This is a genomic window from Xanthomonas campestris pv. campestris str. ATCC 33913, assembly GCF_000007145.1.
GTDB classification, from domain to species: Bacteria; Pseudomonadota; Gammaproteobacteria; order Xanthomonadales; family Xanthomonadaceae; genus Xanthomonas; species Xanthomonas campestris.
This window is the reverse complement of record NC_003902.1, coordinates 3,438,458-3,460,520: the sequence shown is the minus strand read 5'-3', so window position 1 is coordinate 3,460,520 and position 22,063 is coordinate 3,438,458. Positions and strand designations below refer to the sequence as shown.

17 protein-coding genes and 1 other RNA gene are annotated in these 22,063 nt (G+C 62.2%); 8 read left to right on the top strand and 10 right to left on the bottom strand.

All coding sequences use genetic code 11. The features are described 5' to 3' along the window. Positions 1-11: 11 nt before the first annotated feature. Positions 12-1,496: a vWA domain-containing protein gene (locus XCC_RS15105; protein ID WP_019237400.1), complete on the bottom strand. Its 1,485-nt coding sequence runs from the start codon at positions 1,494-1,496 to the stop codon at positions 12-14. Positions 1,497-2,092: 596 nt separating this feature from the next. Here XCC_RS15105 and XCC_RS15100 point away from each other — a divergent pair. From XCC_RS15100 to XCC_RS15080, 5 genes are all read left to right on the top strand, one after another. After that, entirely contained in the window at positions 2,093-3,157 is a 1,065-nt protein-coding gene (locus tag XCC_RS15100) for a N(4)-(beta-N-acetylglucosaminyl)-L-asparaginase (RefSeq protein ID WP_011038037.1), read from the top strand. Further along, positions 3,154-3,897 (top strand): copper homeostasis protein CutC, encoded by a 744-nt coding sequence (locus XCC_RS15095; protein ID WP_019237402.1) that lies wholly within the window; start codon positions 3,154-3,156, stop codon positions 3,895-3,897. Before XCC_RS15100 ends, XCC_RS15095 begins: the two co-directional genes overlap by 4 nt. A gap of 247 nt (positions 3,898-4,144) precedes the next feature. Beyond that, a complete protein-coding gene (locus XCC_RS15090; RefSeq protein WP_221261838.1) occupies positions 4,145-5,275 on the top strand; it encodes a cytochrome P450 in 1,131 nt (376 codons plus the stop codon). Further along, positions 5,268-6,182 carry a sulfotransferase domain-containing protein gene (locus XCC_RS15085; protein ID WP_011038034.1) on the top strand — a complete coding sequence of 305 codons (915 nt, stop codon included), beginning with the start codon at positions 5,268-5,270 and terminating at the stop codon, positions 6,180-6,182. Before XCC_RS15090 ends, XCC_RS15085 begins: the two co-directional genes overlap by 8 nt. Continuing rightward, positions 6,179-6,880, top strand: a complete 702-nt coding sequence (locus tag XCC_RS15080; protein WP_011038033.1) for a sulfotransferase family protein — start codon at positions 6,179-6,181, stop codon at positions 6,878-6,880. The genes XCC_RS15085 and XCC_RS15080 overlap by 4 nt, the downstream gene beginning before the upstream one ends. A 386-nt stretch (positions 6,881-7,266) precedes the next feature. Here XCC_RS15080 and XCC_RS15075 read toward each other — a convergent pair whose 3' ends face one another. After that, positions 7,267-8,334 (bottom strand): sialidase family protein, encoded by a 1,068-nt coding sequence (locus tag XCC_RS15075; RefSeq protein ID WP_011038032.1) that lies wholly within the window; start codon positions 8,332-8,334, stop codon positions 7,267-7,269. A 399-nt stretch (positions 8,335-8,733) separates the two neighbouring features. On the opposite strand from XCC_RS15075, the gene XCC_RS15070 reads away from it, so the two are divergent. Continuing rightward, positions 8,734-9,057 carry a RebB family R body protein gene (locus tag XCC_RS15070; protein WP_011038031.1) on the top strand — a complete coding sequence of 108 codons (324 nt, stop codon included), beginning with the start codon at positions 8,734-8,736 and terminating at the stop codon, positions 9,055-9,057. A gap of 68 nt (positions 9,058-9,125) precedes the next feature. On the opposite strand, the gene XCC_RS15065 is transcribed toward XCC_RS15070, so the two are convergent. From XCC_RS15065 to XCC_RS15035, 7 genes are all read right to left on the bottom strand, one after another. Further along, positions 9,126-9,341 carry a hypothetical protein gene (locus XCC_RS15065; RefSeq protein WP_006448659.1) on the bottom strand — a complete coding sequence of 72 codons (216 nt, stop codon included), beginning with the start codon at positions 9,339-9,341 and terminating at the stop codon, positions 9,126-9,128. Positions 9,342-9,756: 415 nt separating this feature from the next. After that, on the bottom strand, positions 9,757-10,503 hold the full coding sequence (locus tag XCC_RS15060; protein WP_011038030.1) for a SprT family zinc-dependent metalloprotease: 747 nt from the start codon (positions 10,501-10,503) through the stop codon (positions 9,757-9,759). Then, the gene (locus XCC_RS15055; RefSeq protein WP_011038029.1) at positions 10,500-13,790 is read right to left on the bottom strand and encodes a type I restriction endonuclease subunit R; all 3,291 of its coding nucleotides are present in this window, start codon (positions 13,788-13,790) and stop codon (positions 10,500-10,502) included. The genes XCC_RS15060 and XCC_RS15055 overlap by 4 nt, the downstream gene beginning before the upstream one ends. Then, positions 13,787-15,034, bottom strand: coding sequence for a restriction endonuclease subunit S (locus tag XCC_RS15050; RefSeq protein WP_011038028.1), 1,248 nt, complete (start codon positions 15,032-15,034; stop codon positions 13,787-13,789). Before XCC_RS15050 ends, XCC_RS15055 begins: the two co-directional genes overlap by 4 nt. Before the next feature lie 267 nt (positions 15,035-15,301). Continuing rightward, positions 15,302-16,156, bottom strand: coding sequence for a BRO family protein (locus XCC_RS15045; protein WP_019237405.1), 855 nt, complete (start codon positions 16,154-16,156; stop codon positions 15,302-15,304). Next, entirely contained in the window at positions 16,149-17,657 is a 1,509-nt protein-coding gene (locus XCC_RS15040) for a type I restriction-modification system subunit M (protein WP_011038026.1), read from the bottom strand. The genes XCC_RS15045 and XCC_RS15040 overlap by 8 nt, the downstream gene beginning before the upstream one ends. 17 nt (positions 17,658-17,674) lie before the next feature. Continuing rightward, positions 17,675-18,262 carry a restriction endonuclease subunit S gene (locus XCC_RS15035; RefSeq protein ID WP_016944158.1) on the bottom strand — a complete coding sequence of 196 codons (588 nt, stop codon included), beginning with the start codon at positions 18,260-18,262 and terminating at the stop codon, positions 17,675-17,677. Positions 18,263-18,431: 169 nt separating this feature from the next. Between XCC_RS15035 and XCC_RS15030 the strand changes: the two genes are divergently transcribed. Both XCC_RS15030 and xopK read left to right on the top strand, forming a co-directional pair. Continuing rightward, positions 18,432-18,692, top strand: coding sequence for an XAC0095 family protein (locus XCC_RS15030; protein ID WP_011038024.1), 261 nt, complete (start codon positions 18,432-18,434; stop codon positions 18,690-18,692). 521 nt (positions 18,693-19,213) lie between these two features. Beyond that, positions 19,214-21,787, top strand: a complete 2,574-nt coding sequence (gene xopK, locus XCC_RS15025; RefSeq protein ID WP_268271665.1) for a type III secretion system effector XopK — start codon at positions 19,214-19,216, stop codon at positions 21,785-21,787. A 61-nt stretch (positions 21,788-21,848) separates the two neighbouring features. Here the strand turns inward: xopK and XCC_RS15020 are convergent. Continuing rightward, a non-coding RNA gene (locus tag XCC_RS15020) (sX9 sRNA) lies at positions 21,849-21,924 on the bottom strand. Positions 21,925-22,063: the final 139 nt, after the last annotated feature.

Here is a 22,063-nt window from a genome sequence, read left to right as displayed (position 1 = left end):
CGACCTGGGGATCAGTCGTTAGTGGCAAGCGGCCGGCTGCTCAATGCGTCTGCCTGCTGCAGCAGCTGCAGGAAATCGGCGCGGTAGCCATGCCGGTCGCTGCCCAGGCTGCCAGCCGCCAATGCGCGCAGCTGCGGGTAATCCCAGCCGTGCAGCTGGCTGCCGCCACGCAGCCGTTGACCAAAGCCGGCCACCGCTGCCGAAAAGCGGAACGCATCGCTGGTGGCAGCCAGCGCTTGCTGCTGGTTGGCACGCACCACGGTATCGAGCAGGCGGCTGCGCTGCGCCTCCGGCAGCTTGTAGCGCAGCTTGACGTGCGCCAGCTCGTTGCCGGTCGTAGGCTGCGGGCGCCGCGCCGCGGTGGTGGCGTAACGCAGCGGGTCGACGGAGGCGGCGCCCTGTGCCGGGGTGATTTCATACAGTGCGGTGACGGTGTGCCCAGCGCCGATGTCGCCGGCGTCGACCTGGTCGTTGTTGAAATCCTCGCGGCGCAGGGCACGGTTTTCATAGCCGATCAGGCGGTATTCCTTGACCGTGCCTGGGTTGAATTCGACCTGGATCTTGACGTCGCGCGCGATGGTGGCGAGTGTCGATCCCAGTTCGTGGGTGAGCACCTTGCGTGCTTCCAGCGCCGAGTCGATGTAGGCGTAGGCGCCATCGCCGGCGTCGGCCAGTTGCTCCATGAGCGTGTCGTTGTAGTTGCCGGTGCCAAAGCCGAGCGTGCTCAGTGCCACGCCGGAACGGCGCTTTTCGGCCACCATGCCCTTGAGCTGGTCGAAGTCGGTGACGCCCACGTTGAAGTCGCCATCGGTGGCCAGCAGGATGCGGTTGATGCCGCCGCGCAGATACGCCTGCTGGGCCGCTTTGTAGGCCAGCTCGATGCCACTGGCACCGGCGGTGCCGCCGCCCGATTGCAGGCTGTCGATGGCTTCGACGATGCGCGTTTGTTGGGCGCCGGATGTGGGCGGCAACACCACGGCGGTGCTGCCGGCGTAGGTCACCAGGGTGATGCGGTCCTGCTTCCGCAGTTGCCGCACCAGCAATTTGAGCGATGACTGCAGCAGCGGCAACTTGTCTGGCGCGCCCATCGAGCCGGAGACATCCACCAGGAACACCAGGTTGGCGGCCGGCAACGCGGCGGTTGGTACTTCGCGGCCGGCGACGCCGATGCGCAGCAGCAGCGTGTCGGTGTTCCAGGGCGTGGGAGCGAGTTCGGTGCGGACCGCGAACGGCGTGCCATCCGTCGGGGCCGGATCGTCGTAGCGGAAATAGTTGATCAGTTCTTCTACGCGCACTGCATCCACCGGTGGCAAGGTGCCGGCATTCAAGAAGCGGCGCACATTGCTGTAGCTGCCGGTATCCACGTCGATGCTGAAGGTGGAGACCGGCTGTTCGGCGGCCTGCACGATCGGGTTGTCGCTCAGCGTTTGATAGGTCTCGCGGTTCTCGGTGGGCGGGCTGGGCGGCATTGGCATCAGCCGCTCGTGCATGTGCATCGGCTCTGCGAGTGCGGCCGCCGGGACAGGGGCTGCGGGGGTGGAAAGCACCGGCGGTGCAGGCAGCATTGGGCGTGAGGCTGTCTTGGAGGCCTGCACGTTCCCTTGTGCGCGCTGGCGCAGGGAGCTTTCGACCTGGGGCGCCACCATGCTGGTCTCGGGTAACGGCAGGTTTGCGGCCGAGTCCGCTACTGGTGGCTGCTGTTCGCGTGGTGTGGCGGCGTCGTGAGTGAGCGACGGGGTAGTGGGCTGATTGCTGCTGCAGGCGCCCAGGAGCAGGGCGAGCGCAAGAAGGCTGTGGCGCGGCATACAACGTCCTTTGCTTGTGTAAACAAGCGTGGCGAGAGAAGAGGTCCGGAGGTCGCCGTGCACTGCGCCTCTGAACGTCTAACGGGCCAGGATGGGAAACGGGGTTAACCGATGCGACATTTTTTTCGCCGACTTGGCGGCTGCGTTCGCGCTGCCGTGGTTCGCGTTGTGCGCGGATCCGCATGCACGGCAGCGGCGTTGTGGTTTATCGGCGCGCCACGCTGTCGCATCATGGGAGGCTGCCGCTGATCGCGCGGTCACCTGTTTCCGTCACGGAGTGCATCTGGATGATCCAACGTCGTCACTTCCTCAAGAGCGCCACGCTGGGCGCCATTGCTTCCGGGCTGGCCGGGTGGGGCGCGCGTGCGCAGGCAGCTGCGGGTGTGGCTACCACCGCACGTGTGCCGGTCCTGCCCGCTGGCGCGCCGCGGGTGATCTCCACCTGGGATTTCGGCATCGCCGCCAATCAGGCGGCCTGGGACATTCTGAAAGCCGGCGGCAAGGCGCTGGATGCGGTGGAAGCGGGCGTGCGCGTGCCCGAGGCCGATGCCAGCAATCCCACCGTGGGCCTGGGTGGCTATCCGGATCGCGACGGGCGGGTGACCCTGGATGCCTGCATCATGGATCACCTCGGCAATTGCGGGGCGGTGGCTTCGCTGGAAGATGTGGTGCACGCCATCTCCGTGGCGCGCGCGGTGATGGAAAAAACACCGCACGTGATGCTGGTGGGCGATGGTGCGCGGCAGTTCGCGCTTGAGCAGGGGTTCCCAAAGACCAAGCTGCTGACGCCCAGTTCGGAGGCGGCGTGGAAGGAGTGGTTGAAGACGTCCAAGTATTCGCCCGAAGCCAATATCGAGAACCGCGCCTGGCGCGATGCCAAGCTGCCGGGTGGCAAGGACAACCACGACACCATCGGCATGCTGGCACTCGATGCGCACGGCAATCTGTCCGGCGCGTGCACCACCAGTGGCATGGCGTGGAAGATGCACGGCCGGGTCGGCGACAGCCCGATCATCGGTGCGGGCCTGTATGTGGACAACGACGTGGGCGGCGCCACCTCCACCGGTGTGGGCGAAGAAGTGATCCGCAATGTCGGCAGCTTTGCGGTGGTGGAAATGATGCGCCAGGGCAAGTCGCCGGCAGATGCCTGCCGCGAGGTGGTGATGCGGCTGGTGCGGCGCAAGCCCGAGCTCACGCGCACGTTGCAGGTGGGCTTTCTGGCGATGAACAAACGCGGCGAGGTCGGCGCGTTCGCGATCCAGAAGGGTTTCAGCTACGCGGTCTGCGATGCGCAGCGGCAGGACCTGCTGGTGCCCGGTGAGAGCCACTACCGCAACGAGCCCGCCGCATGAGTGCGGCAGACGTCGTGGTGGGATTGGAAGTGGCGGCCGATTCGGTGGGCTCGGCATTGGCCGCGCAGGATGGCGGTGCAATCCGCGTCGAACTCTGCGGCGGGCTGGATGGCGGTGGGCTGACGCCCTCGTTCGGCACCTTGGCAGTGGTGCGCGAACGCTTACAGATTCCGCTGTATGTGCTGATCCGCCCGCGCGTAGGCGATTTTGTTTTCGACGCCGCGGAGGTGGAGGTGATGCGGCGCGACGTGGAGCAGTGCGTGCGGCTGGGCTGCGACGGCGTGGTGCTGGGCGCGCTGGATCCGCAGGGGCAAGTCGACCTGCCGGCGATGCGTGCGTTGATCGAGGCCGCAGGGACGCTGGGGGTGACGTTCCATCGCGCGATCGATGTCAGCGCCGATCCCGCACGCGTGCTGGAGGATGCGATTACGCTGGGGTGCGAGCGTGTGTTGACCTCGGGTGCGCGTGCGAGCGCGCTTGAGGGTGTAGAGACCATTGCCGCCCTGGTGCGGCAGGCCGGCGAGCGGATCAGCATCATGCCGGGTGCGGGTGTTTCGGCGGCCAATGTGCAGGCGTTGCGCGCAGGCACCGGTGCGCGCGAATTTCATGCCTCGGCGCGTGGCCCGGTGGCGGCGCAGGTGCATGCACCGCATCCGTACATCACTGACCTGGGCGGCGATTATCAACGCACCGACGTGGCGCGCGTGCGCAGCATCGTGCAGTTGTTGCAGACAGCGTAAGTGGCGGGTGCGGGCAGGCTGCTACTAGGTGTTGTCTGCCTGTGCTCTAGGGATGGTCTGATCAACGGCGTCGGAGGATGAGCCCAACTACATCGGCCAGGCTGACGGCGCTCAGATCCTCGATTTTTTTGCCGTTTCCGGCGCGTTTGCAGGGTGTTGCCTGCGTTACAGGCGCACGCTCCCCATAGGGAAGGCTGACCCTGACCCGGACCCGGGCATGCGGCGCCCTGCATTCCCTGCTTCTGTGATGAACAGCTCGGGCGCGGTCTGGCAGCATAAGCGGCGGACGCTTATGCCTGCATTTCGCGCTGCGCTGGTACGCGAATCTGCAATGCAGGCGTCGGCGGCCACCCGCTCGCTCTTGCATGAGCTGGGCGACTCATGCGCGACACAAGACATGCGCACGCTGATGACTGGGCTGTGCGCGCAGTTGGGAGCTGGCTTCCTGCTTGGAGATTCGGCGAATGCAGCGGACTTGCTCCGCATGCTGCCCATGGTCGATGCCATCTCCAAGCAGACGCGTCGTCAATCCCTGGCGCCGACCTGGTGGCCATCATCAGGCCGGCGTCGCTTGCGCCGCTTACGCGCGGACATCGACATGGCGTTGGATCGGATATTGATGCAAAGCACGCAGCGTCCGCCGCGCGCAGCATCGGTGCTGGCGCTACTGCTAGCCGAAACCGCGCGAGACGACGGCGACTGGTGCCGCGACGAAGCGGCGGCGATACTGATGTCGGCACTGGAGCCGATGTCGGCAGCGCTGACCTGGACCTTGTTATTACTGGCTCAGCACCCGCACATCGCGCAGGAGGTGGCGCAAGAAGCCAGCGCACTGGACGGCGCCGATGTCGCTTCAGGCACCAGCTTGCTTGACCGGTTGCCGCAATCGCGGGCCTGCGTCAAGGAGTCAATGCGTCTGTATCCACCGGCATGGATAACCGCAAGGATTGCGCAACGCGACGCCACATTGAATGGCTTCCATGTTCCACGTGGCACCCAATTGCTCGTCAGTGCATGGGTCGTGCATCGCGACGGGCGCCATTTTCCCGACCCTGAGATTTTCCTGCCCGCGCGCTGGCTTGACGACAGCGCCACCCACTCGCTGACGCGTTATAGCTACTTCCCCTTTGGCGGTGGCCCACGTAGCTGCATTGGTTGCATGTTGGCGCTGACCCAGATGACCATAGTCATCGCTACCGTGTTGCATGCATGTAGCCTGCATCTGGCTCCTGACGCGCGGCCGTCGCCCTTTCCCGCTCTTGTGTTGCGGCCAATGGATGTGCGTATCGCGCTGCGGCCACGAGTGATACGCTCAGTTGTGCCATCGCGGGCGCATGCCTCCCCGGTACGTCTCGCTTCGGTAACGCCCAATGATTAGTCAGCATGTTCGAAAGAAAACGCGGGAATATCCCAACCGATTTTTCGATTCCAGCGTATGGAATGATCTGGCGCTACGCCGGGGCGATATCGTAATCGCCAGTTACGCCAAAGCAGGCACGACCTGGCTGCAGCAGATTGTGGCCCAACTGATCTTCGGCGGTGAACCGAACATTGATGTCTCTGCCATCTCCCCTTGGGTAGACGGGGTCTATCCGGATAAGGCGACCAAGCTCGCGCTGCTGGAGGCGCAGAGCCAGCGGCGCTTCATGAAGACACACTTGCCGGCCGATGCGTTGGTGACTAGTCCGCTCGCCAGATACCTTTACATCGGCCGCGACGGCCGCGACATTGCACTGAGCCTGTACGACCATCAATGCGCGGTAAGCCAGGATGCGCAGGCACGCGTGCACGCTAATGGCGGCAAATCCGGCAAGTTGCGTGTGGTGTCGCCGCCGGGCCTGCCGCGTGATGCCTACGTGGCGCATTGGCTCGAATACGATGGAGCGCCGTTCTGGCCATTATGGGAAAACGTGCGGTCATGGTGGGAACGACGCGAGGACGCGAATGTGCTGCTACTGCACTACGCCGATCTGCTAGATGACCTGCCCGGCCAGATCCGTCTCATTGCCGCTTTTCTCGGCATTACGGTCGCTCAAGACAGGTGGGATGCGATTGTGGCGCACTGCCGCTTCGACTATATGCGGCAGCATGCGGCGCGCTACGTGCCGCAGGGTACCGGTTTGTGGCGCGAAGACGGAAAGGCGTTTTTCAACCAGGGCCGAATCGGCCGCTGGCGTGAGGTCTTGCCGGCTGAGCTAAATACCGCTTACTCCCGGCGCGCAGAGGCGGAGCTAGGCCGGGACGCAGCGCAGTGGCTGGCCCACGGCCAGACGCAAACGTCGTGAGTCTCCAGTTCATTGGAGCCGGCCTGGGTCGTACGGGCACTCTTTCGCTAAAGCTGGCGCTCGAACGGCTCGGTGTGGGCCGGTGCTATCACGCTATGGAATTGGCGGCGAACCTGCGTCAGGACTTGCCGCAATGGGAGTCTGCCATCGACGGGCGCCCCGACTGGGACAGAATTTTCGCCGGCTATGCGGCGACCACCGACTATCCCGGCTGCTGTTTTTGGATGGAACTGGCCGCGCGTTATCCACATGCCAAAGTGATTCTGACCGTGCGCGATCCTGACGCGTGGTTCGATTCGGTAAGCGCGACGATTTTCTCGGGTAGTAACAATTTACCGTCGCTGTTTGGTAGCCGTGGGCAGCGCCTGAGTCAGTTCCTGCGCCGCGATCTGGGCGCGCGCCTTGGAGAGCGCGCTTTTATGACCGACTACTTCCGACGCTGGAACCAGGCTGTGATCACGCATATACCGGCGCCGCGCCTGCTAGTGCTCGATACCGATACCGAATCGAGCTGGGAACGACTGTGCGCGTTCTTGGCGCTGCCAGTGCCGGCGTTCCCCTATCCGCGTGTCCATATGCGCGGAGCCAGCGTGCCACAGCGTCCGCTTCCAACGGAGCCTGCACTAATCGAACAACGCATGCGCACTTATCTGGACCGGCTCGCCGAGGAGGCCTTTGCTCCGCCGACGGCCCCATAGCGGCGGCATATGTATATGCATGCGCATGAGCGAGACTGGGCGGGAGCAGCCTTGCATGCCGCGAGCGGGTGGAAAAGGTGCGCGGTTGGGTCACCTGTAACGTTCGGGACTTGGGGTTGACTGCGGAGGCGGTGCCTCGGTGACAAGAAGCGTTGCGTCTGAGCAATTAATCATGGCAGAGCGTGGGCATGCGGACATCAAGAGTGAACACGGCAGATGCAGGTGCGGTGGTATCCGAAGACATCAGTGACGCCCGCATGATTCTTCCTATGTCCTTGAGGGTCCACGCAGCATCCTCCGTTGACCACTCGCTGTATCAGCTGTCGCGAACCCTGCAACCGTCTTTATGGAGCATCAGACCCGCTCACTCAGCGCACCAATCCCAATCAACGCACTTTTAATTTCGCCGGGTCGATCACCACATGCTTGATGCGCTGGCGCTTCCAGGTGTAGCTGATGTGCACCAGGCCATCGCGGGTTTGGATCACGGCCGGGTACGAGAATTCATCTTTCGGGCTGTCTTCCAGGGTGAGCACGCGGCGCCACTGCACGCCGTCGTCTGACACCGCAACGGCCAGCGTGCCGCGGCCATCCCACCATTGCTTGCCGGCAATGCCCGGGTTGTAGACGAGCAGGGCACGGCCGTCGTGCAGCATCACGGCATCCGTGCCGCTGTTGGGGTTCTCCACGTCCAGCAATTGCATTGGCTGCCAGTGCAGCCCGCCATCGTCGGAGAAGGCACTGAACAGTTTGTTTTGCTGGCTGCGGCCAAGCGCCTGCAGGCGGCCATCGGCGTGCAGCAACAGGCTGGGCTGGATGGCGCCGATGGTGGCGGCGTCGTTGAGCGGCAGGCCTCGCTGCCAGTGCGCACCGTCGTCGTCGCTCCATTCCAGATGCGCGCGCCAGCCACGGTCTTCGCCGCTGCTGGGTGCCAGGATGCGTCCGCTCGGCAATTGCACCGGCTTGTTCTTGATCGGGCCGAGAATGCCGTTGGGCAAGCGCTGCGGGGGCGACCAGTGCGCACCGTTGTCGCTGGAGGTGATGCGCAGGCCCCACCAATCGCGCGGATTCGGGCCGAGCTTGTAGTACAGCTGCACCGGCCCGGTGGCGGACTGAAACAGCACCGGATTCCAGGCCGGCAGTGCGGCGCCATCCACGCCTGCGTGTGCGCCGTCTGCGATGCGGCGCGGTGTCTGCCAGTGCTGCGGGCCGCGTTGGGCGAGCCAGATACCGACATCGGCCGCACCCTCGTGTGCGCCGCCGAACCAGGCCGCCAGCAGCGTGCCGTCGCGGGTTTCCAACAGCGTAGAGGCGTGCGCCTGTGGCGTCGGTGCCTGGTCGGCAATGAACTCGCTGAGCATGATCGGTGAGGGCGGCGGCATGGGCGATTTGGCTTGAACTGCGTAGGCAGCAAGGCTCGCAACAAGGCAGGTCAGCAGGCGTGACAGCGGCATTGTGGTCCAGTCCTGTGTAGATTTTAAAGATACCTATTTATCATCTATTAAATACCATGTGCTCTGGTCAACCCAGGCGGCCGTGGTCGCCGACCACTGCGAGGACCCGCGATGTCGTCACACCCGCTCTCCCCATTGCGCTGACTGGCCGCACTTGGCCTGACCGCGTTGACCCTGCCCACTGCCATCGCGCAGAACTTCGCTGCGCCTGCGATGTGCATTGCGTAGGTGTTGTGGGGATTCAGTCGCACGCGCGCAGGCCGTTATCGAGATGACACGGTGTGCGTGGGCTGCTGCATGGTCAGCGCACCGCGCGCAGTAGGCAGGTGCGGTTGGCTTCCAGCGCAGATCGGTCTGCAAACGCCCATGCCGTGTATCCGTCCACTCAGGAGCGCGCACATGGCTTTTCCAACCGCAGTCAACGATCACATCACCGATGCCGTCACGCAGACCAACGTCAAGGTGATCGGCGAAGCGCCTGCAATGGCGATGGGTACGATCTACCAGAGCATGGCGCATGCGACCGGCACCCTGTTTCAGAACGCGGCGCAACAACAGCAATACACCTTGGCGCAGGCGGCAACCACGCAGGGCGTGATGCAGATCTACAGCATCGATACGACCGCTACGGCGGCGGACGTCGAGAAGGTCGCGCAAGTGGGCGTGGCCGACAATCTGACCAGTCTGCTCACCGTGCTCAAGGCGTTCAACGGCGGCAAGTAATGGCGATTGGCGACAGCTGCAGTGCTGTCGCCACTGGTGCAGTTGCTGACGCGAGCGCGTCGTCTCGCTCAGGCCGCATCGTTGTCGCGCGCTTGTGGCGGCAGCAGGATCTGCGGCTGTTTGGCCGAGTGGGTCTGGCACAAGAACGTCATCAGGTGCGCCGCTTCGGTGCTGCCGATCGGCTGGCTGGGCGCGGGCTTGCTGTGGACGTGTTCGGCAAAGGCGTGCTGGGTCTGCTCCGGAACCGCGGAGACAGGGTCTTGCGTAACGGTGGACGACGACATGAAACGCTCCTGGAACTCACCAACCGACCGTCGCTCGATGGAACGACGGGAATGCGCCACTGCCTTCCACAACGGCGTGAGCCGGTGATCTTGCCTGTAATGCCATCCGTTCGATACAACAATTGGTAGCAGACGCTGCGCAGGCGGCGGACGTACAGATAACGGCGCGGGCGCGGCGGTCTGAAGGGCTGTTGCTGAGAGATGCAAACATCTCTGGCAGATCCGGTTCACGTTCTGGCAACGCATGCAGCGGAGTCAGCCAAGAACCATTGCCCCAGCAGACAGCAGACAGCAGTCAGCAATAAGCAGTAAGCAGTAAGCAGTAAGCAGTAAGCAGTAAGCAGTAAGCCTCCACTACGCCGACCACCCGAACGCTTGCCCCAGGCGGTCGGAGAAGCCCGACTGATCTAATTGCTCAGTGACGCAACGCCAGCTCGGCCAGACTATCCAGGCGTTGTTTGATCTCCCGCCAACCAGGCATATGGGCATCGAGCAGGCGATAGAAGGCCTTGCCGTGGTTGTGGATTTTCAGATGACACAGCTCATGCAGGATGACGTAATCGATACAGGCGCCCGGGACACGGATAAGACCGAGATTCAAGCTGATCCTTCCCGAGGGTGAACAACTTCCCCACTGGCGCTGCATCATCCGCAGTGAGAGAGGGGGCATCTGTTTGATCCAGCGGAGTTGGGCGGCCATGTTGGCCACGCGCTGCGGTATTAGCAACCTGGCGCGCTCGCGTTGCCAGTCTTCCAGCGCTGCGCGCACCACCTCGGGCGCACGGCTGGGCACCCGTGCTTCGACGTAACCGCAACGCAGGCGGACGTCATGCATCTGGTCGTCAAGGATTACCTTTAGCCGGTAGCGGCGCCCCAGATACAGCACAGTTTCGCCACTGACGTATTCGCGTGGGGTGACATGCCGCAGGCGTTGTTCGATCTCCACCAAGTGCAGGTGGATCCAGCGTGCGCGCCGGGTCAGCGCGCGTCTGATCTGAGTATCGGTCGCCTGCAGCGGCGCATCCAGCCGTACGCAGCCATCGGGTTCCACATGGATGGCCACGCGTTGGGTGCGCCTTAGCGCGGATCGCCGGATCTGGCAGTGGATGCGGCGCTCGCCGTAGCTCACCACCATCTCGGTGTCGGTCTGACCTGGTGTCACGTGCGGCTGAGCCCAATGCGCGTGATGTGCACGACCTGCTCCACGATGGCCTTGGCATGGTCCAGCCCGACCAGATCGAAGATGGGCGGAAGCAAGGTCTGGCGAATCTGCGACTCGATGCTGTGCAGGTTCAACGAGTTCTCGGCAATGGCGGTGCGCACCACGCCATCGATCGTCAGTGCCAGATCGGCCAGATGCGTTGCCTCGGCAGCGCTCTTGGCGTGCATGGCATCCTCGCCCAATTCCAGCAGGATCGCGCCGTAATAGGCACTGGCATGGGGGTTGTCGGCCAATGCCACCGGAATACTGGGGATCTGCCTGACCTCCAGGCGCTGCTCGAAGGCCTTGAACACGGCGTACTGCTTCAAGGGATGATCGAACATGGCTTCTGCCTCGGCAATGGCCTCGCGCAACAGCTCGCCGAAGACTTTTTGCGCGTACGGGTCGCTGGCCAGCTCCTGTTCGATGGTCTTGCGCAGACGCGTCTGGATCAGATCGGCCTCGTTGCGGGTCTTCTCCTCCGACCAGGTCTGCGGATCTTCGCGCTTGCCCAATTCGTGCACGACGTAAGCACCCGAGGATTCACGCACCTCGCGGCCAATCACCTGTTTGTCCACCAGCTTGCGGATCTGCTCTTCGTAGATGCTGTAGTCCACGGTTTCCATCGCATCCTGGCGTGCGGTCCTGCGCAACCCGGAGAAAAAGCGCAGGTCGTGCTTGTAGCGGTCGATCAATGCATCCGGAAAAGCGGCGTCTTCAAAGAAGCTGCGCGAGGAGAGTGCAGTCTGCAGGCACAGGCCGAACTCGGTCAGCACGGCGGAGAAATCGTCGCGCAGTTTCTGCCGCTCGTCGTAATCGGCGCCCTCTTCGTCAGCGACGAAGCGCGGGCTCAGGCGCTGCCTGAACTGCTCCGGATCGTCATGGCTGGCTAGCCCGTCAAAGAACGCCCATAACCTTGCATTGAGCGCAGGCAAGCGTCGGTACTCGGTACTGATCGCCTGGTACAGGCCCTCGATATCGGCCACATCGAAGCCGCCTTGGGTACGGGTTTCCAGGTCCTGATACGCGCGTACCGCCGTGTCCAGTTCGGTCAGGATGCCGCGGTAGTCCACCAGGATGCCGTAGCGCTTGGCGTCGTGCAGGCGGTTCACCCGTGCCACCGCCTGGATCAGGTTATGGCCCTTGAGCGGTTTGTCGATGTAGAGCACCGCATTGCGCGGCTCATCGAAGCCGGTGAGCAGCTTGTCCACCACGATGAGCAGATCCGGATCGCCATCGCCACCGAAGTCGCGTACGGTCTGCCGCTCGTACTCCTGCGGATCCAGCCGTTGGTCGGTGATGGCCTGCTTCCACCATTTCTGCACCTCGGGCAGGGTGTCTTCATCGACGTCGCTGTTGCCCTCGCGGGTATCGGGCGGGGAGATCACCACCGCGCCTGTCACCAGGCCGGTCTCGTCCAGGGCGCGCTTGTAGCGGATCGCGTCGCGCTTGCTGTCGGTCGCCAGCTGCCCCTTAAGGCCCAACGGTTTGATGTTCTCGTTGAAGTGCGCGGCAATGTCCCAGGCGATCAGCTCGATGCGGTTGGCCGCCCCATAAATGGCGCGCTTGCTGGCGAACTTCTTTTTCAGATCCGCGCTCTGCGCGTCCGAGAGCCCGGCGGTGATCTTGTCGAACCAGCGCGTGACCGCCGCCGCGTTGACCTCTAGCTCCGGCACGCGTTCTTCGTATAGCAGCGGGGCCACGGTCTGGTCTTCGACTGCGCGCTGCATGGTGTAGGCATGCAGGATCGGGCCGAACGTGTTGGCGGCTTTCTCGTTCTTGAGCAGCGGGGTGCCGGTGAACGCCAGATAGGCTGCATTGGGCAGCGCCTTGCGCATGCGCTCATGGGTTTCGCCGCCGTGGCTGCGGTGGCCTTCATCCACCAGCACGATCAAATCGGCCGAGGCGTTGTGGCACTCGGGCAGCTTGGCGGCGGTGGTGAACTTCTGCACCAGCGAGAAGGTGATGCGCTCGCTGCCCTGGCCGATGCGGCGCGCCAGATCGCGGCCGGTCGTGGCCTTGCTGCGCTCACCTTCTTTTTTGGTGCCGACGGCCGAGCCAAACGCGCCGCCGCTGATGAAGTTGCGCGACAGCTGCGCCTCCAGGTCGGTACGGTCGGTCACCACCAGCACCCGGCACTGGGTCAAGGCCGTATCCAGCACCAACGCCTTGGTCAGAAACACCATGGTGAAGCTCTTGCCCGAGCCGGTGGTGTGCCACAGCACGCCGCCCTGGCGTCCGCCGTCGGGGCGACGCGTGCGGATCTGCGCCAGCAACGCGCGGATGCCGAAGAACTGCTGGTAGCGCGCCACGATCTTGCCGACCTTGCGGTCGAACAGCACAAAACCGCGCAGCACCTCCAGCAGCCGGGCCGGGGTGAGCAACCCGGCCAACAGCAGGTCCTGCTCGGTGGGCAGCATGGGCTTGGCCCACAACGCCTGGCAGTAGGCCCGCAGCGGCGCCGGCTTGTCTGCCAGCAGGGCATCGCGGGTAGCCGCAGGCAGTGGCAGGTTCTTGAGGCGGCGCAGCTGCGCCTGGTCGAACTGCTCGTCGCGCCAACGCGCCCAGAATTTGGCCGGGGTGTGCGTGGTGCCGTAGCGCGCCTCGGTCAGGCTGATGGCAACCAACAACTGCGCATAGGCGAATAACTGCGGAATCTCTTCTGCCCGCTGGTTGCGCAATTGCTGGCTCACCGCTTCGGCCACCATCGACTTGCCGGCATGCCCGGCATCGGCGCGCTTGGTTTCGATCACCACCAGCGGGATGCCGTTGACGTAACCCACGATATCGGGCGTGCGCGTATGCGTACCGTGGGCGGAGAGCACCTCGCATTCTTCGGTGATATCCCACAGGTTGTGGGCTGCATCGCCCCAGTCGATCACCGCGATGGTGGGCTGGTGCTTCTTGCCGTCGGGCATGAACTCGGTGACGGTAATGCCCAGCGTCAGCAGTTGATACAGCCGCTCATTGGCGGCCAGCAGCCCATCGCCCAGCGGTAGCGCCGACAGCTCGCGCACGATCTGGTCGATGCCGCTCGGCGAGAGCGGGTAGGTCTGCCCCTTGTAGTCGAAGCGACGGCTCTGCAACGTCTCAATCAGACGCGGCAGCAACAGCACCTCGCGGGTGCTGCCGCGCAGCGCCAGGCAGTGCGCACTGCTCAGGTAGCGCCAGCCCAGGTTGCATAGCAGGTGCAATGCGGGCAGCTGCGCGCTGGCCTGTTCGCGGGTGTCCGGGGCGCTGTGGGTCATGCGTGTGCGGCTTCGTCGGTGGGCAGGCGCACGCGGCGTTTGCCGGTGAGGAGTTGGGACATCAGAATGACTTTTTCCGCCTTGAGTCGAGCAAGCTGATCGCGGAGGTTTTTTACTGTTGAATGGGCTCCGCCGAGGATCGATGCTATGCGCTTTTGCTCGGCAATAGATGGAAGGGCGAGTTCCATGCGCATCACATTCGCTTTGGAAATATTGAAGCGAGTCGAGCCTTGCGCGATTTGTGTCATGAGAGCCCTAATATGAGGTGCGCGCAGTACAAATCCTGCATATTCTGGCAATAAGGTTTTGAAGTCGTTTAGTCGATATCCAAAGCAAAAACTATTCAAGTAAAGTTCGTTCACGTCATCAAGCAGTACCGATGCCATGCCGACCTCATTGGGTGTTTCAGAAGAAATTGTGAAAATAATGTCTCCTGACTTGACTCGAGTTTGGTTTTCGTTTTCCGATATTTTTACTAAGGAAAAGTCTTCAATGTCAATACGATTATTTTTGAAAACGTTGGTGTATGGGATGAATTTAGCGCCGAATCCAAAGTCCTCGCCTTTTTTTCCGGAAAGGCCGCTATAAGTCCGACCAAGCTCACCAAGTGTGAACTTTGCCCAAGGTGAAGGTGTCGAGGTTGTTCGCTGTGTCCCGAGAGTTAGGTCGCGCAGAAGTATGTCCATTTGCTTCTGGCTATTTTTAAGCAATCGTTCCGTGGTGGCGATGGCTTGATCCCAGGTGGAGAGAATGTGGGCGATGCGGCGTTGTTCTCCCAAAGTGGGCAGAATGACCGGAAAGTCACATACGTTTTCGCGTGTGATGTTTGGATCTTTTCTGCTGCTGGCAGCGTAGTTTTTCCACGTCTCAACGCTTCCATTTAGCCAATGTAAGACAAACTCTGGGTCCGCTTGGTTTCGTTCAATATCAATTGCAGAGATCGCTTGATTGATAGCGCTTTTCTCTCGCAATAGCCCTGTGCGGCCGATTTGCTTGAAGCCTCCGTACATGGCGACTAAGACGGTGCCGGCAGGGAAAAGCCTGCAAGAAGATTCCGCGAGCGCTGCATCGGTGATGACTTCGTCTGTTGTTAATATCTCTGAATTTGTGAGGTCCATGGTTTTAACCCATGGCCACTTTCCATCTACGAAATAGCGGTCATGTTGAGAGCGTGCGGGCGTGCTGCCAGATTTGACGGAGCCAATATTCCCAAGCGTTGTGCGTCGCCAGCCGTCAGGAAGCATCACTTTTCCTAATTTTAATTTTCAGCACCATGTTGGGCTGGTTGAGGTCAGCGCGTTCGACCATGCGTTGCGCAGCGGTCTTCTGGCCGTCGGCGGCAGTTGTCACGGCTTGTTTGACAACTGACGCCCCGATCCGGGCTTGTAATGCGGATCCCCGTCGCTGCAAGCCAGGTAAGGCGGTGGTCCGGATTGCGCTGGGAAGGGGGGGGTCAAATTGACCCCCCCCTTGCGGCAAGTGCTTGATTTGCCATGCGCCATGCTGGCTGTTCATTTCTTGGCCTTGTCGTTGCCCGATGCCGGCCTGGCGTCCTTCTGCAGCCGCTTGATGCTGGTTTCCGGTGCGGGCAGGTTTTCCGGCAAAGTTCCACCCAGTTCCTGAATGGTTTTGCGCACTGTCTGGCCCACCTCCAGATGCGTCCGGTTGGCGGCCGTCTTGCCCTGCACGTTGTCGCGGCGCAGCTTTTCTTCGGCCTGCGTGGCACGGAACAGGTTGGCGGCCAGTTCGGTGCTGCCCATGTGGTCGAGGATCGTCTGGCTCTTCTTCAGGGCTTTGCGCGCATGGATGTCCTTTGCGCCCAGGCCGCCATACAACCCCTTGTAGCCGTGGTCCTGGAAGACGGCGTACTCCAGCGGCGTCTCTACACCGGCCTGTTTCGCTGCGGCGGCCAGATCCTTGTTGTGCTGGCTCATCTGGTCGCGCAGGAACAGACGTCGCTGGTTCTCGCTCAGGGCATCGAAATCGACGGCTTCTTCGCCCTGGAGACGTTCGTTGCCGATGCGCGCCAGCCAGCGCTTGAAGGGTTCGGCCTTTGGCGAGGGGATCGATTGAATGATGCGTAATGCGCCTTCCAGCGTTGTGCAATTCAACAACTGCGGCCCGCCCGCCGTGGTGACGCGCAAGGGCATCACCAGGGCGTCCCAACTGCCGGAAAGTGCTTCGTCGCGGCGACGCAAGTTGCGTAGATAGTTTTCCGGACTCTCCGAGTCTGTGAGTGCGACGACCACGTCGATGACCGCAAACCACCATTGGCCTTGGTGCCATGTGCGCCGGACTGCGGCACTGTCGTGTGCCGGGAAGCCCTCGTCAGCATGTGTGGCGATATCTTTTTTTTCGTCACTCATAGCCAAGCTCCTTGAGATAGGCGGCCATCTGCATTTCGAGTGTTGCCAGCTCGCCCTTCAACTGCTCGCGCTCGCGGCGCACTGCCATCAGGTCGATCTCTGCTTCTTCCTCGAAGGTATCCACATACCGCGGGATGTTGAGGTTGTAGTCGTGGCCGGCGATCTCGTCCGGGCTGGCCAGGTAGGCGTACTTGTCTACATTCTGGCGCGCCTGCACCGTGTCCAGGATGCGTTGCAGGTCGCTCTCGCGCAGCAGGTTCTGATTCTTGCCGTCCTGGTACTGGCGGCTGGCGTCGATGAACAGCACTTTTTTGTCTTTCTTCTTGGTGCGGAACACCAACACTGCTGCCGGGATGCCGGTGCCGTAAAACAGCTTCTCCGGCAGGCCGATCACCACGTCCAGCAGGTTCTCTTCGATCAATTTCTGGCGGATGCGGCCTTCGGCGGCGCCACGGAACAACACACCGTGCGGCACCACCACGGCCATGCGGCCGGTGCGCGGCTTCATGGTGGCGATCATGTGCAGGATGAAGGCGTAGTCGCCCTTGGTGCGCGGCGGCAGCCCGCGACGGAAGCGGTCGTGCGGGTCGGTATCGGCGCTGTCGTGGCCCCACTTTTCCAGCGAGAACGGTGGGTTGGCCACCACGATGTCGAAGTGCTTGAGATGGTTGCCGGCCAGCAGCTTGGGATTGCGAATGGTGTCGCCCCATTCGATGCGGTGGTTGTCTTCGCCATGCAGGAACATGTTCATCTTGGCCAGCGCCCAGGTGCTGCCGATCGCCTCCTGGCCGTAGAGCGCGTACTTGCCGCTGCCGGTGCGCTCGCGGATCAGCCGGCCGCACTTGAGCAACAGCGAGCCGGAGCCGCAGGTGGGGTCGCAGATCTCGTCGCCTTGCTGCGGATCCATCAGACGCGCCATCAGTGCGGAGACTTCCGGCGGGGTATAGAACTCGCCGGCCTTCTTGCCGCTGCTGGAGGCAAAATTCTTGATCAGGTACTCGTAGGCATTGCCGATGATGTCGAGCTGCCCAATGCGTGAGGGGCGCAGGTTGAGCGCGGGCTTGGCGAAGTCTTCCAGCAGGTGCCGCAGCAGGTCGTTCTTCTGCTGCTCCTCGCCGAGTTTGTTGGCGTTGAAGCTGATGTCCTGAAACACGTCGCGTAGCTTGCCCAGGTTGGCGTCTTCGATGGCGTGCAGCGCGGTGTCGATGCGCTCGCCGTTGCCGGGGCGGTGGCGCTGGTCGTACAGGGTGTAGAAGTTGGCGCGATGCGGCAGTACGAAACGCTCATTCTTGAGCAGCTCTTCGATCAGGCCGGGCTTGTTGCCGTGCTTGGTTTTGTAGTCGTCGTAATGGTCCTGCCAGACGTCGGAGACGTATTTCAGGAACAGCATGGTCAGCACGTAGTCCTTGTAGACGCTGGGGTCCACGGTGCCGCGGAAGGTGTCGCAGGCAGTCCAGACGGCGGCGTTGATGGTGTCCTGGGCGATATCTGTCTTGTTCATGGGGGGTTTCCAACGTCTTAGGCGAGAAGGCGCTCGGCGAGGATCGCCAGCTCGGCGGTGCGGTTGTTGATCAGTGCGTGCAGGGCGGCGCGCTCTGCCTGTGCGGCCTGCTCCAGCGCAATGACCGCCTGTTGCAGTGACAGTGGAGGCAGGCGGATGGGGGTCATGTCCAACACCGTGCGGCGGATACTCAGCTGGTTGCTGCCCTCGGCCGACTGGCGCAGATAGCGTTGTGCCGGCGCCTGATTGAGTTGCCACGCGAGAAAGGCGGGCAACAACTGCTGCGGTGCCTTCACCCGGATGACATAGATGTGCGGGGAGCACAGCGTGCGTGGCGGCGGTGCCTGCACCAGCGCCGCGAAGGTGTTGGCCCCTCTGGCGATGAACACGATGTCCTGATCCAGGAGCCAGTCGGGGTGTTTACGACCTTCCACCTCTGTTGCGACAAGCGTGTCGTAGGTGCAGAGCCGGGTGCGTGGGACGTCCCTGATTTGGACGACGCGCACGCTGCCCCCGGCAACCTCAGGAATCGACCCGCGAAACGGATAGCCCATGCGGACGTCCGCGTGCTTGGCAAGGGTGGCGATAAGTGCATGATTGGCCATGAAGCGCACAATGAGGTGGAATCCACTTTTTGTCAATAAAATTTTGCTTCATTTGATTTGATGCAATAAAAATGGATGTGCGAAAGCCCGTTGCTTGGTAATCTCATGGTCAAGGAGCGGTGTCTCCTGACGTGAGAACAGGCCATGCGGTGTGCGATGGGAGAAAAGAATGCAGCAATCTTTTGACGGTGATGGCTCCGTGCTGGGTTATTACCTGCCCGAGCACGCGCAAGACCGCCTGCAGAAGCTTGGCGAGCACATGCGTTTTCTGGCGCGGATTGCGGAGCCGCGCACGCGCGCAGAAGAGCAGTCCCCGCAACTGGCGATTCGCATGGACGAGCTGGCGCTCTGTCTAGAGTTGCTGGCAGAGCAGGTGCGTCTGATTCTTGATGAGGCACGCTGGCCGGCGACGCTGCACGCTTCGGTTTGAAGGATGCGGGTGGGTGATGGTGTCGGCGCGGATGCGTGTCAATCCGTATGCGGCCCGTGCAGTGTTTAATGCGTTCGTTGCCCGCGATATGGATGCGTGGCAGCCAAGCCTTGTGCACTCGGCACTAAGCGACGTCCTCCCGCGCTGAGTAGCGATCGGGTTTAGAGTGCGGAGTGGATTTGACCCGCCCCCGATTCCAGGGCCATTAGTCGGTAGAGATTTCGGCCTGATTTGGCGCCTTTGATCGGCCAGTGAGAAGAGTCAGTGCGGTTGAGACACTCCGCTTGCAGGCGTCCGTTGAAGCTCTCTATCGAGGCGCTACCGGTTTGGCGTGCCGCGCCGGGAGAAGTTCAGCTCCCGCCCGTTTTGATACGCCAGCGAGTCATCAATTTATATTCGAGATGAATGCTGTTCGATTTCATGTCGGCTGTTCTCTCCAAGGCAAGGAATTTCGCAGTTGGAGCGAGTCCTGCAGATAGAAGGCAGACTATTTCCGCACCGCATCATGTGGATATTTGGCTATGCGCATTCAAGAGCACGCAAACAGCTCTGCCCGCTCGTTTGATTTGTCTACTCCCGACGCCCTTGCTTCAGCGAACGATCTGCCAGCTGCCGATGGCTGGCCCATGAGTCTGGAATCGTTAAAGCGAAAGGCTTCCCAACGAAAGCCCGTCTCCGGCCACGCTTCAAAACACAAAGCTGGCGAAAATGCCATGGCCGAAATTCAGGAAGCAGAGGCGGTCTATGATGCATTCGTGGTCGCCAAGTATCTTGCCGATCCACTGCATGGCACTGTAGACAATACGGCGGAACTGATCGCGGAAATGCCCAACGCTGGCGAACCGGAACATTCCCCGGAAGCCGACCAACCCGCGCATTCACACGAACACACGCCGATCGATCACACGCCAGTGTCGGCAGACCATCAGACGCAGCATGGTATCGGCGCGGAGCACTCTCTGGATCCGCATCCGATCGAGCCTGCAGCGCAAGAGAGCCTCCTGCACACCCTGGCTGAGGAGGGGGCGCCGGAAGGCGTTGCCGATCTGGCAATGAGCTTGAGCATCAGTGGCGCCATGCTGCCGCTCTCTGGCCTTGCGATCTACGCCGCCTACAAGGAAACCCGCGAAGTGGCCGAACAACGCGGCGCCCTGCGGCAGCGCGAACGGCAGCTGCGGTCAGAGATGGCATCGTTGCGAACTGTGCCGGAGAGCGGCCCATTGAATGCAGTTGCAGGCGCTCAGGTCCATGCCTTGAGCGAGGCGATTGATACAGTCGCTTACCAACAACAGCGCAACGCACGTGATGGCGCTATCGCGGTGACCTCGATGGCGTCCGCAAGCGTGATCTTTACCAAGGCCACGACAGAACTCGGCATCCAGGGCGGGTTGGCACTCGGCGCCAATAACGCAAATGCTGCTGGCTTGATCGGCCACAGCACCGCCGCCGCAGGCGTCGCGTCGGCGGCCGGTATTGCCGGCACATTTGTGTTGGCTCCGCTGGCAAGCGTCGCTGCCACCGCGCTTGGCGGTACGTTTCTGCACCAGTCACGCAAGGAGAAAACGCGCGTGGTTGCCGATGTGGCGCGTGTCGAAGACTTCATGCAACGCCTGGAACCGGGCGAGCTCAGCCCTGGCGCACAACGCTACCAGCACTTCTTGAGCACCAAGCTGACCCAGCGCAGCGGATTCGCCGGCAGCTTCAACAACTGGAACAAGGGCTTTGTCGTTGGCGGCGTCACCTACACGGCCAGCACTTTGACCAAAACCGGAGTCAGTGCTGCTGTTGTGCTGGGTGCAGCCACCGTGACCGGGCCGGTGGGCACCGGTTTGGTGGTCGGTGCCGGTCTGCTGGGTGCGGTCACGATGGGTGTTGGTGGCCACCAGTTTCTGCTGGCGCATGGCAAGCAAAAACGGTATCGCAACTACGAGACTGCGGAGATGCCCAGCGTGGACCGGGCATTGCTTGCCATGGCCGACCTGCTGCCCACGCCCGAGGCGGGCGTCGCTGCCTCACCGGGGGAAGTGGATCCGCATGGCACACCACGCGTCAGTGACGGTGCCTCGGGAAAAGCGTCGGACACCGTCGTGACGACGGGCACTGGTGACCAGCTGGAGTCTGACCATGTCATGCCCGGCCCAACCGAACACACGGTGGCTGCCCAGTCGGTAGCGGCAAAACAGGCATCGCCTGCAGCCGACGACGCGTCAGCCGCGACGGAGGCGACTGTTGCCGTTCCGCAGCATGGATTCGAACTGCGCAGCGCCCTGTACGCCTGTATCGACGGTCAGGAAAAAGCACGGGACGCGCTCTTGCAGAGCTGCGCCAACGACATGAAGAAACGCTATCGGGCAGTGCCTCGCTCTACCGATCAGAGCCCAGCAACTGGTCAGGCGGCTCAACCGTCCTCGCTCGCCAAGCGAGCCAGGGCAGCGCTTTTTGCTGGGGCGACCTACGGGCGAGCAGTGCTCACCGGCAAACCCCGCGTCGCTGGCGAAAAAGCCGCGCGAAGCTATGCAAAACATACCGATACATTGACCGAAACAGCGTTGAACCAGTGGCTGCAAACGCCAGGCTCGGTCAAGTCGCAGGTTGCGTACATGCAAAGTTGCCTGGAGTTACAAAAGAAATATCTAGACTCGAAACTGCGCTTGCGGGTGGAGCTGCCGGCGGAGGATGCTGCCAGTGGTGCAATCCCAGACACAGAGGCCACAGCCACGACGGCTGCGCAGGCGCACGCACGCTTGACCACGCAACTGCATCAAGCGCGTGAGCGCGACGAGTTCCAACTGCGATCTGTCAGCTTGATGTTGGAAGAACTGGGCATGGCAAACGAGGAGCTGGAAAGTTCGGACATGAGAAAAATCCAGCGCGCAGAAAACAGGATGCAGGGGCTGCAACAGCGCCTGATCGCTGCGTTGACCGCAAACGCGATCACGCCGCAGCCAGGAAGTGCGGGCTTTGCGCATTTCTGCATGAAACAGGCCCGGCGGCACACTAGCGATGTGCGCGGCACGTTGCTGGCCACCGAAATGCAGGCCGCGCGCATCCGCGAAGGCGCTGCGGCCGCGGCAACGCCGTCATTCAGCCCTTGAGCGATCAGCAACAGTGGCGTCGTTGCCAGTGGAATGCACACCTGCCGCCACGGCCTGGAGTGGCTGACAACACTTGGCGAGCAGTCTTCAGTGTATGCGGGCTGCGCGCTCAGAACCGCAGCGTATGAGTGGTACGTACCTGTCTACAAAGCCTTGGGCGTATCAATGCTTCGTCGCCTCAACCAGGACTTGGGTGAGCCACCGCGAAACGGAGCGCTGCTCGCCAAACCGCGACACGGGAAGATCGCTTTCAAGAAAACGGATTCGCCTCCGAGA

Bases quoted from the DNA above. Each gene is read 5' to 3' on its own strand.
- XCC_RS15105 (WP_019237400.1), bottom strand. From the start codon at position 1,496: ATGCACATGCACGAGCGGCTGATGCCAATGCCGCCCAGCCCGCCCACC.
- XCC_RS15100 (WP_011038037.1), top strand. From the start codon at position 2,093: ATGATCCAACGTCGTCACTTCCTCAAGAGCGCCACGCTGGGCGCCATT.
- XCC_RS15095 (WP_019237402.1), top strand. From the start codon at position 3,154: ATGAGTGCGGCAGACGTCGTGGTGGGATTGGAAGTGGCGGCCGATTCG.
- XCC_RS15090 (WP_221261838.1), top strand. From the start codon at position 4,145: ATGAACAGCTCGGGCGCGGTCTGGCAGCATAAGCGGCGGACGCTTATG.
- XCC_RS15085 (WP_011038034.1), top strand. From the start codon at position 5,268: ATGATTAGTCAGCATGTTCGAAAGAAAACGCGGGAATATCCCAACCGA.
- XCC_RS15075 (WP_011038032.1), bottom strand. From the start codon at position 8,334: ATGCCGCTGTCACGCCTGCTGACCTGCCTTGTTGCGAGCCTTGCTGCC.
- XCC_RS15070 (WP_011038031.1), top strand. From the start codon at position 8,734: ATGGCTTTTCCAACCGCAGTCAACGATCACATCACCGATGCCGTCACG.
- XCC_RS15065 (WP_006448659.1), bottom strand. From the start codon at position 9,341: ATGTCGTCGTCCACCGTTACGCAAGACCCTGTCTCCGCGGTTCCGGAG.
- XCC_RS15055 (WP_011038029.1), bottom strand. From the start codon at position 13,790: ATGACCCACAGCGCCCCGGACACCCGCGAACAGGCCAGCGCGCAGCTG.
- XCC_RS15050 (WP_011038028.1), bottom strand. From the start codon at position 15,034: ATGCTTCCTGACGGCTGGCGACGCACAACGCTTGGGAATATTGGCTCC.
- XCC_RS15045 (WP_019237405.1), bottom strand. From the start codon at position 16,156: ATGAGTGACGAAAAAAAAGATATCGCCACACATGCTGACGAGGGCTTC.
- XCC_RS15040 (WP_011038026.1), bottom strand. From the start codon at position 17,657: ATGAACAAGACAGATATCGCCCAGGACACCATCAACGCCGCCGTCTGG.
- XCC_RS15035 (WP_016944158.1), bottom strand. From the start codon at position 18,262: ATGGCCAATCATGCACTTATCGCCACCCTTGCCAAGCACGCGGACGTC.
- XCC_RS15030 (WP_011038024.1), top strand. From the start codon at position 18,432: ATGCAGCAATCTTTTGACGGTGATGGCTCCGTGCTGGGTTATTACCTG.
- xopK (WP_268271665.1), top strand. From the start codon at position 19,214: ATGCGCATTCAAGAGCACGCAAACAGCTCTGCCCGCTCGTTTGATTTG.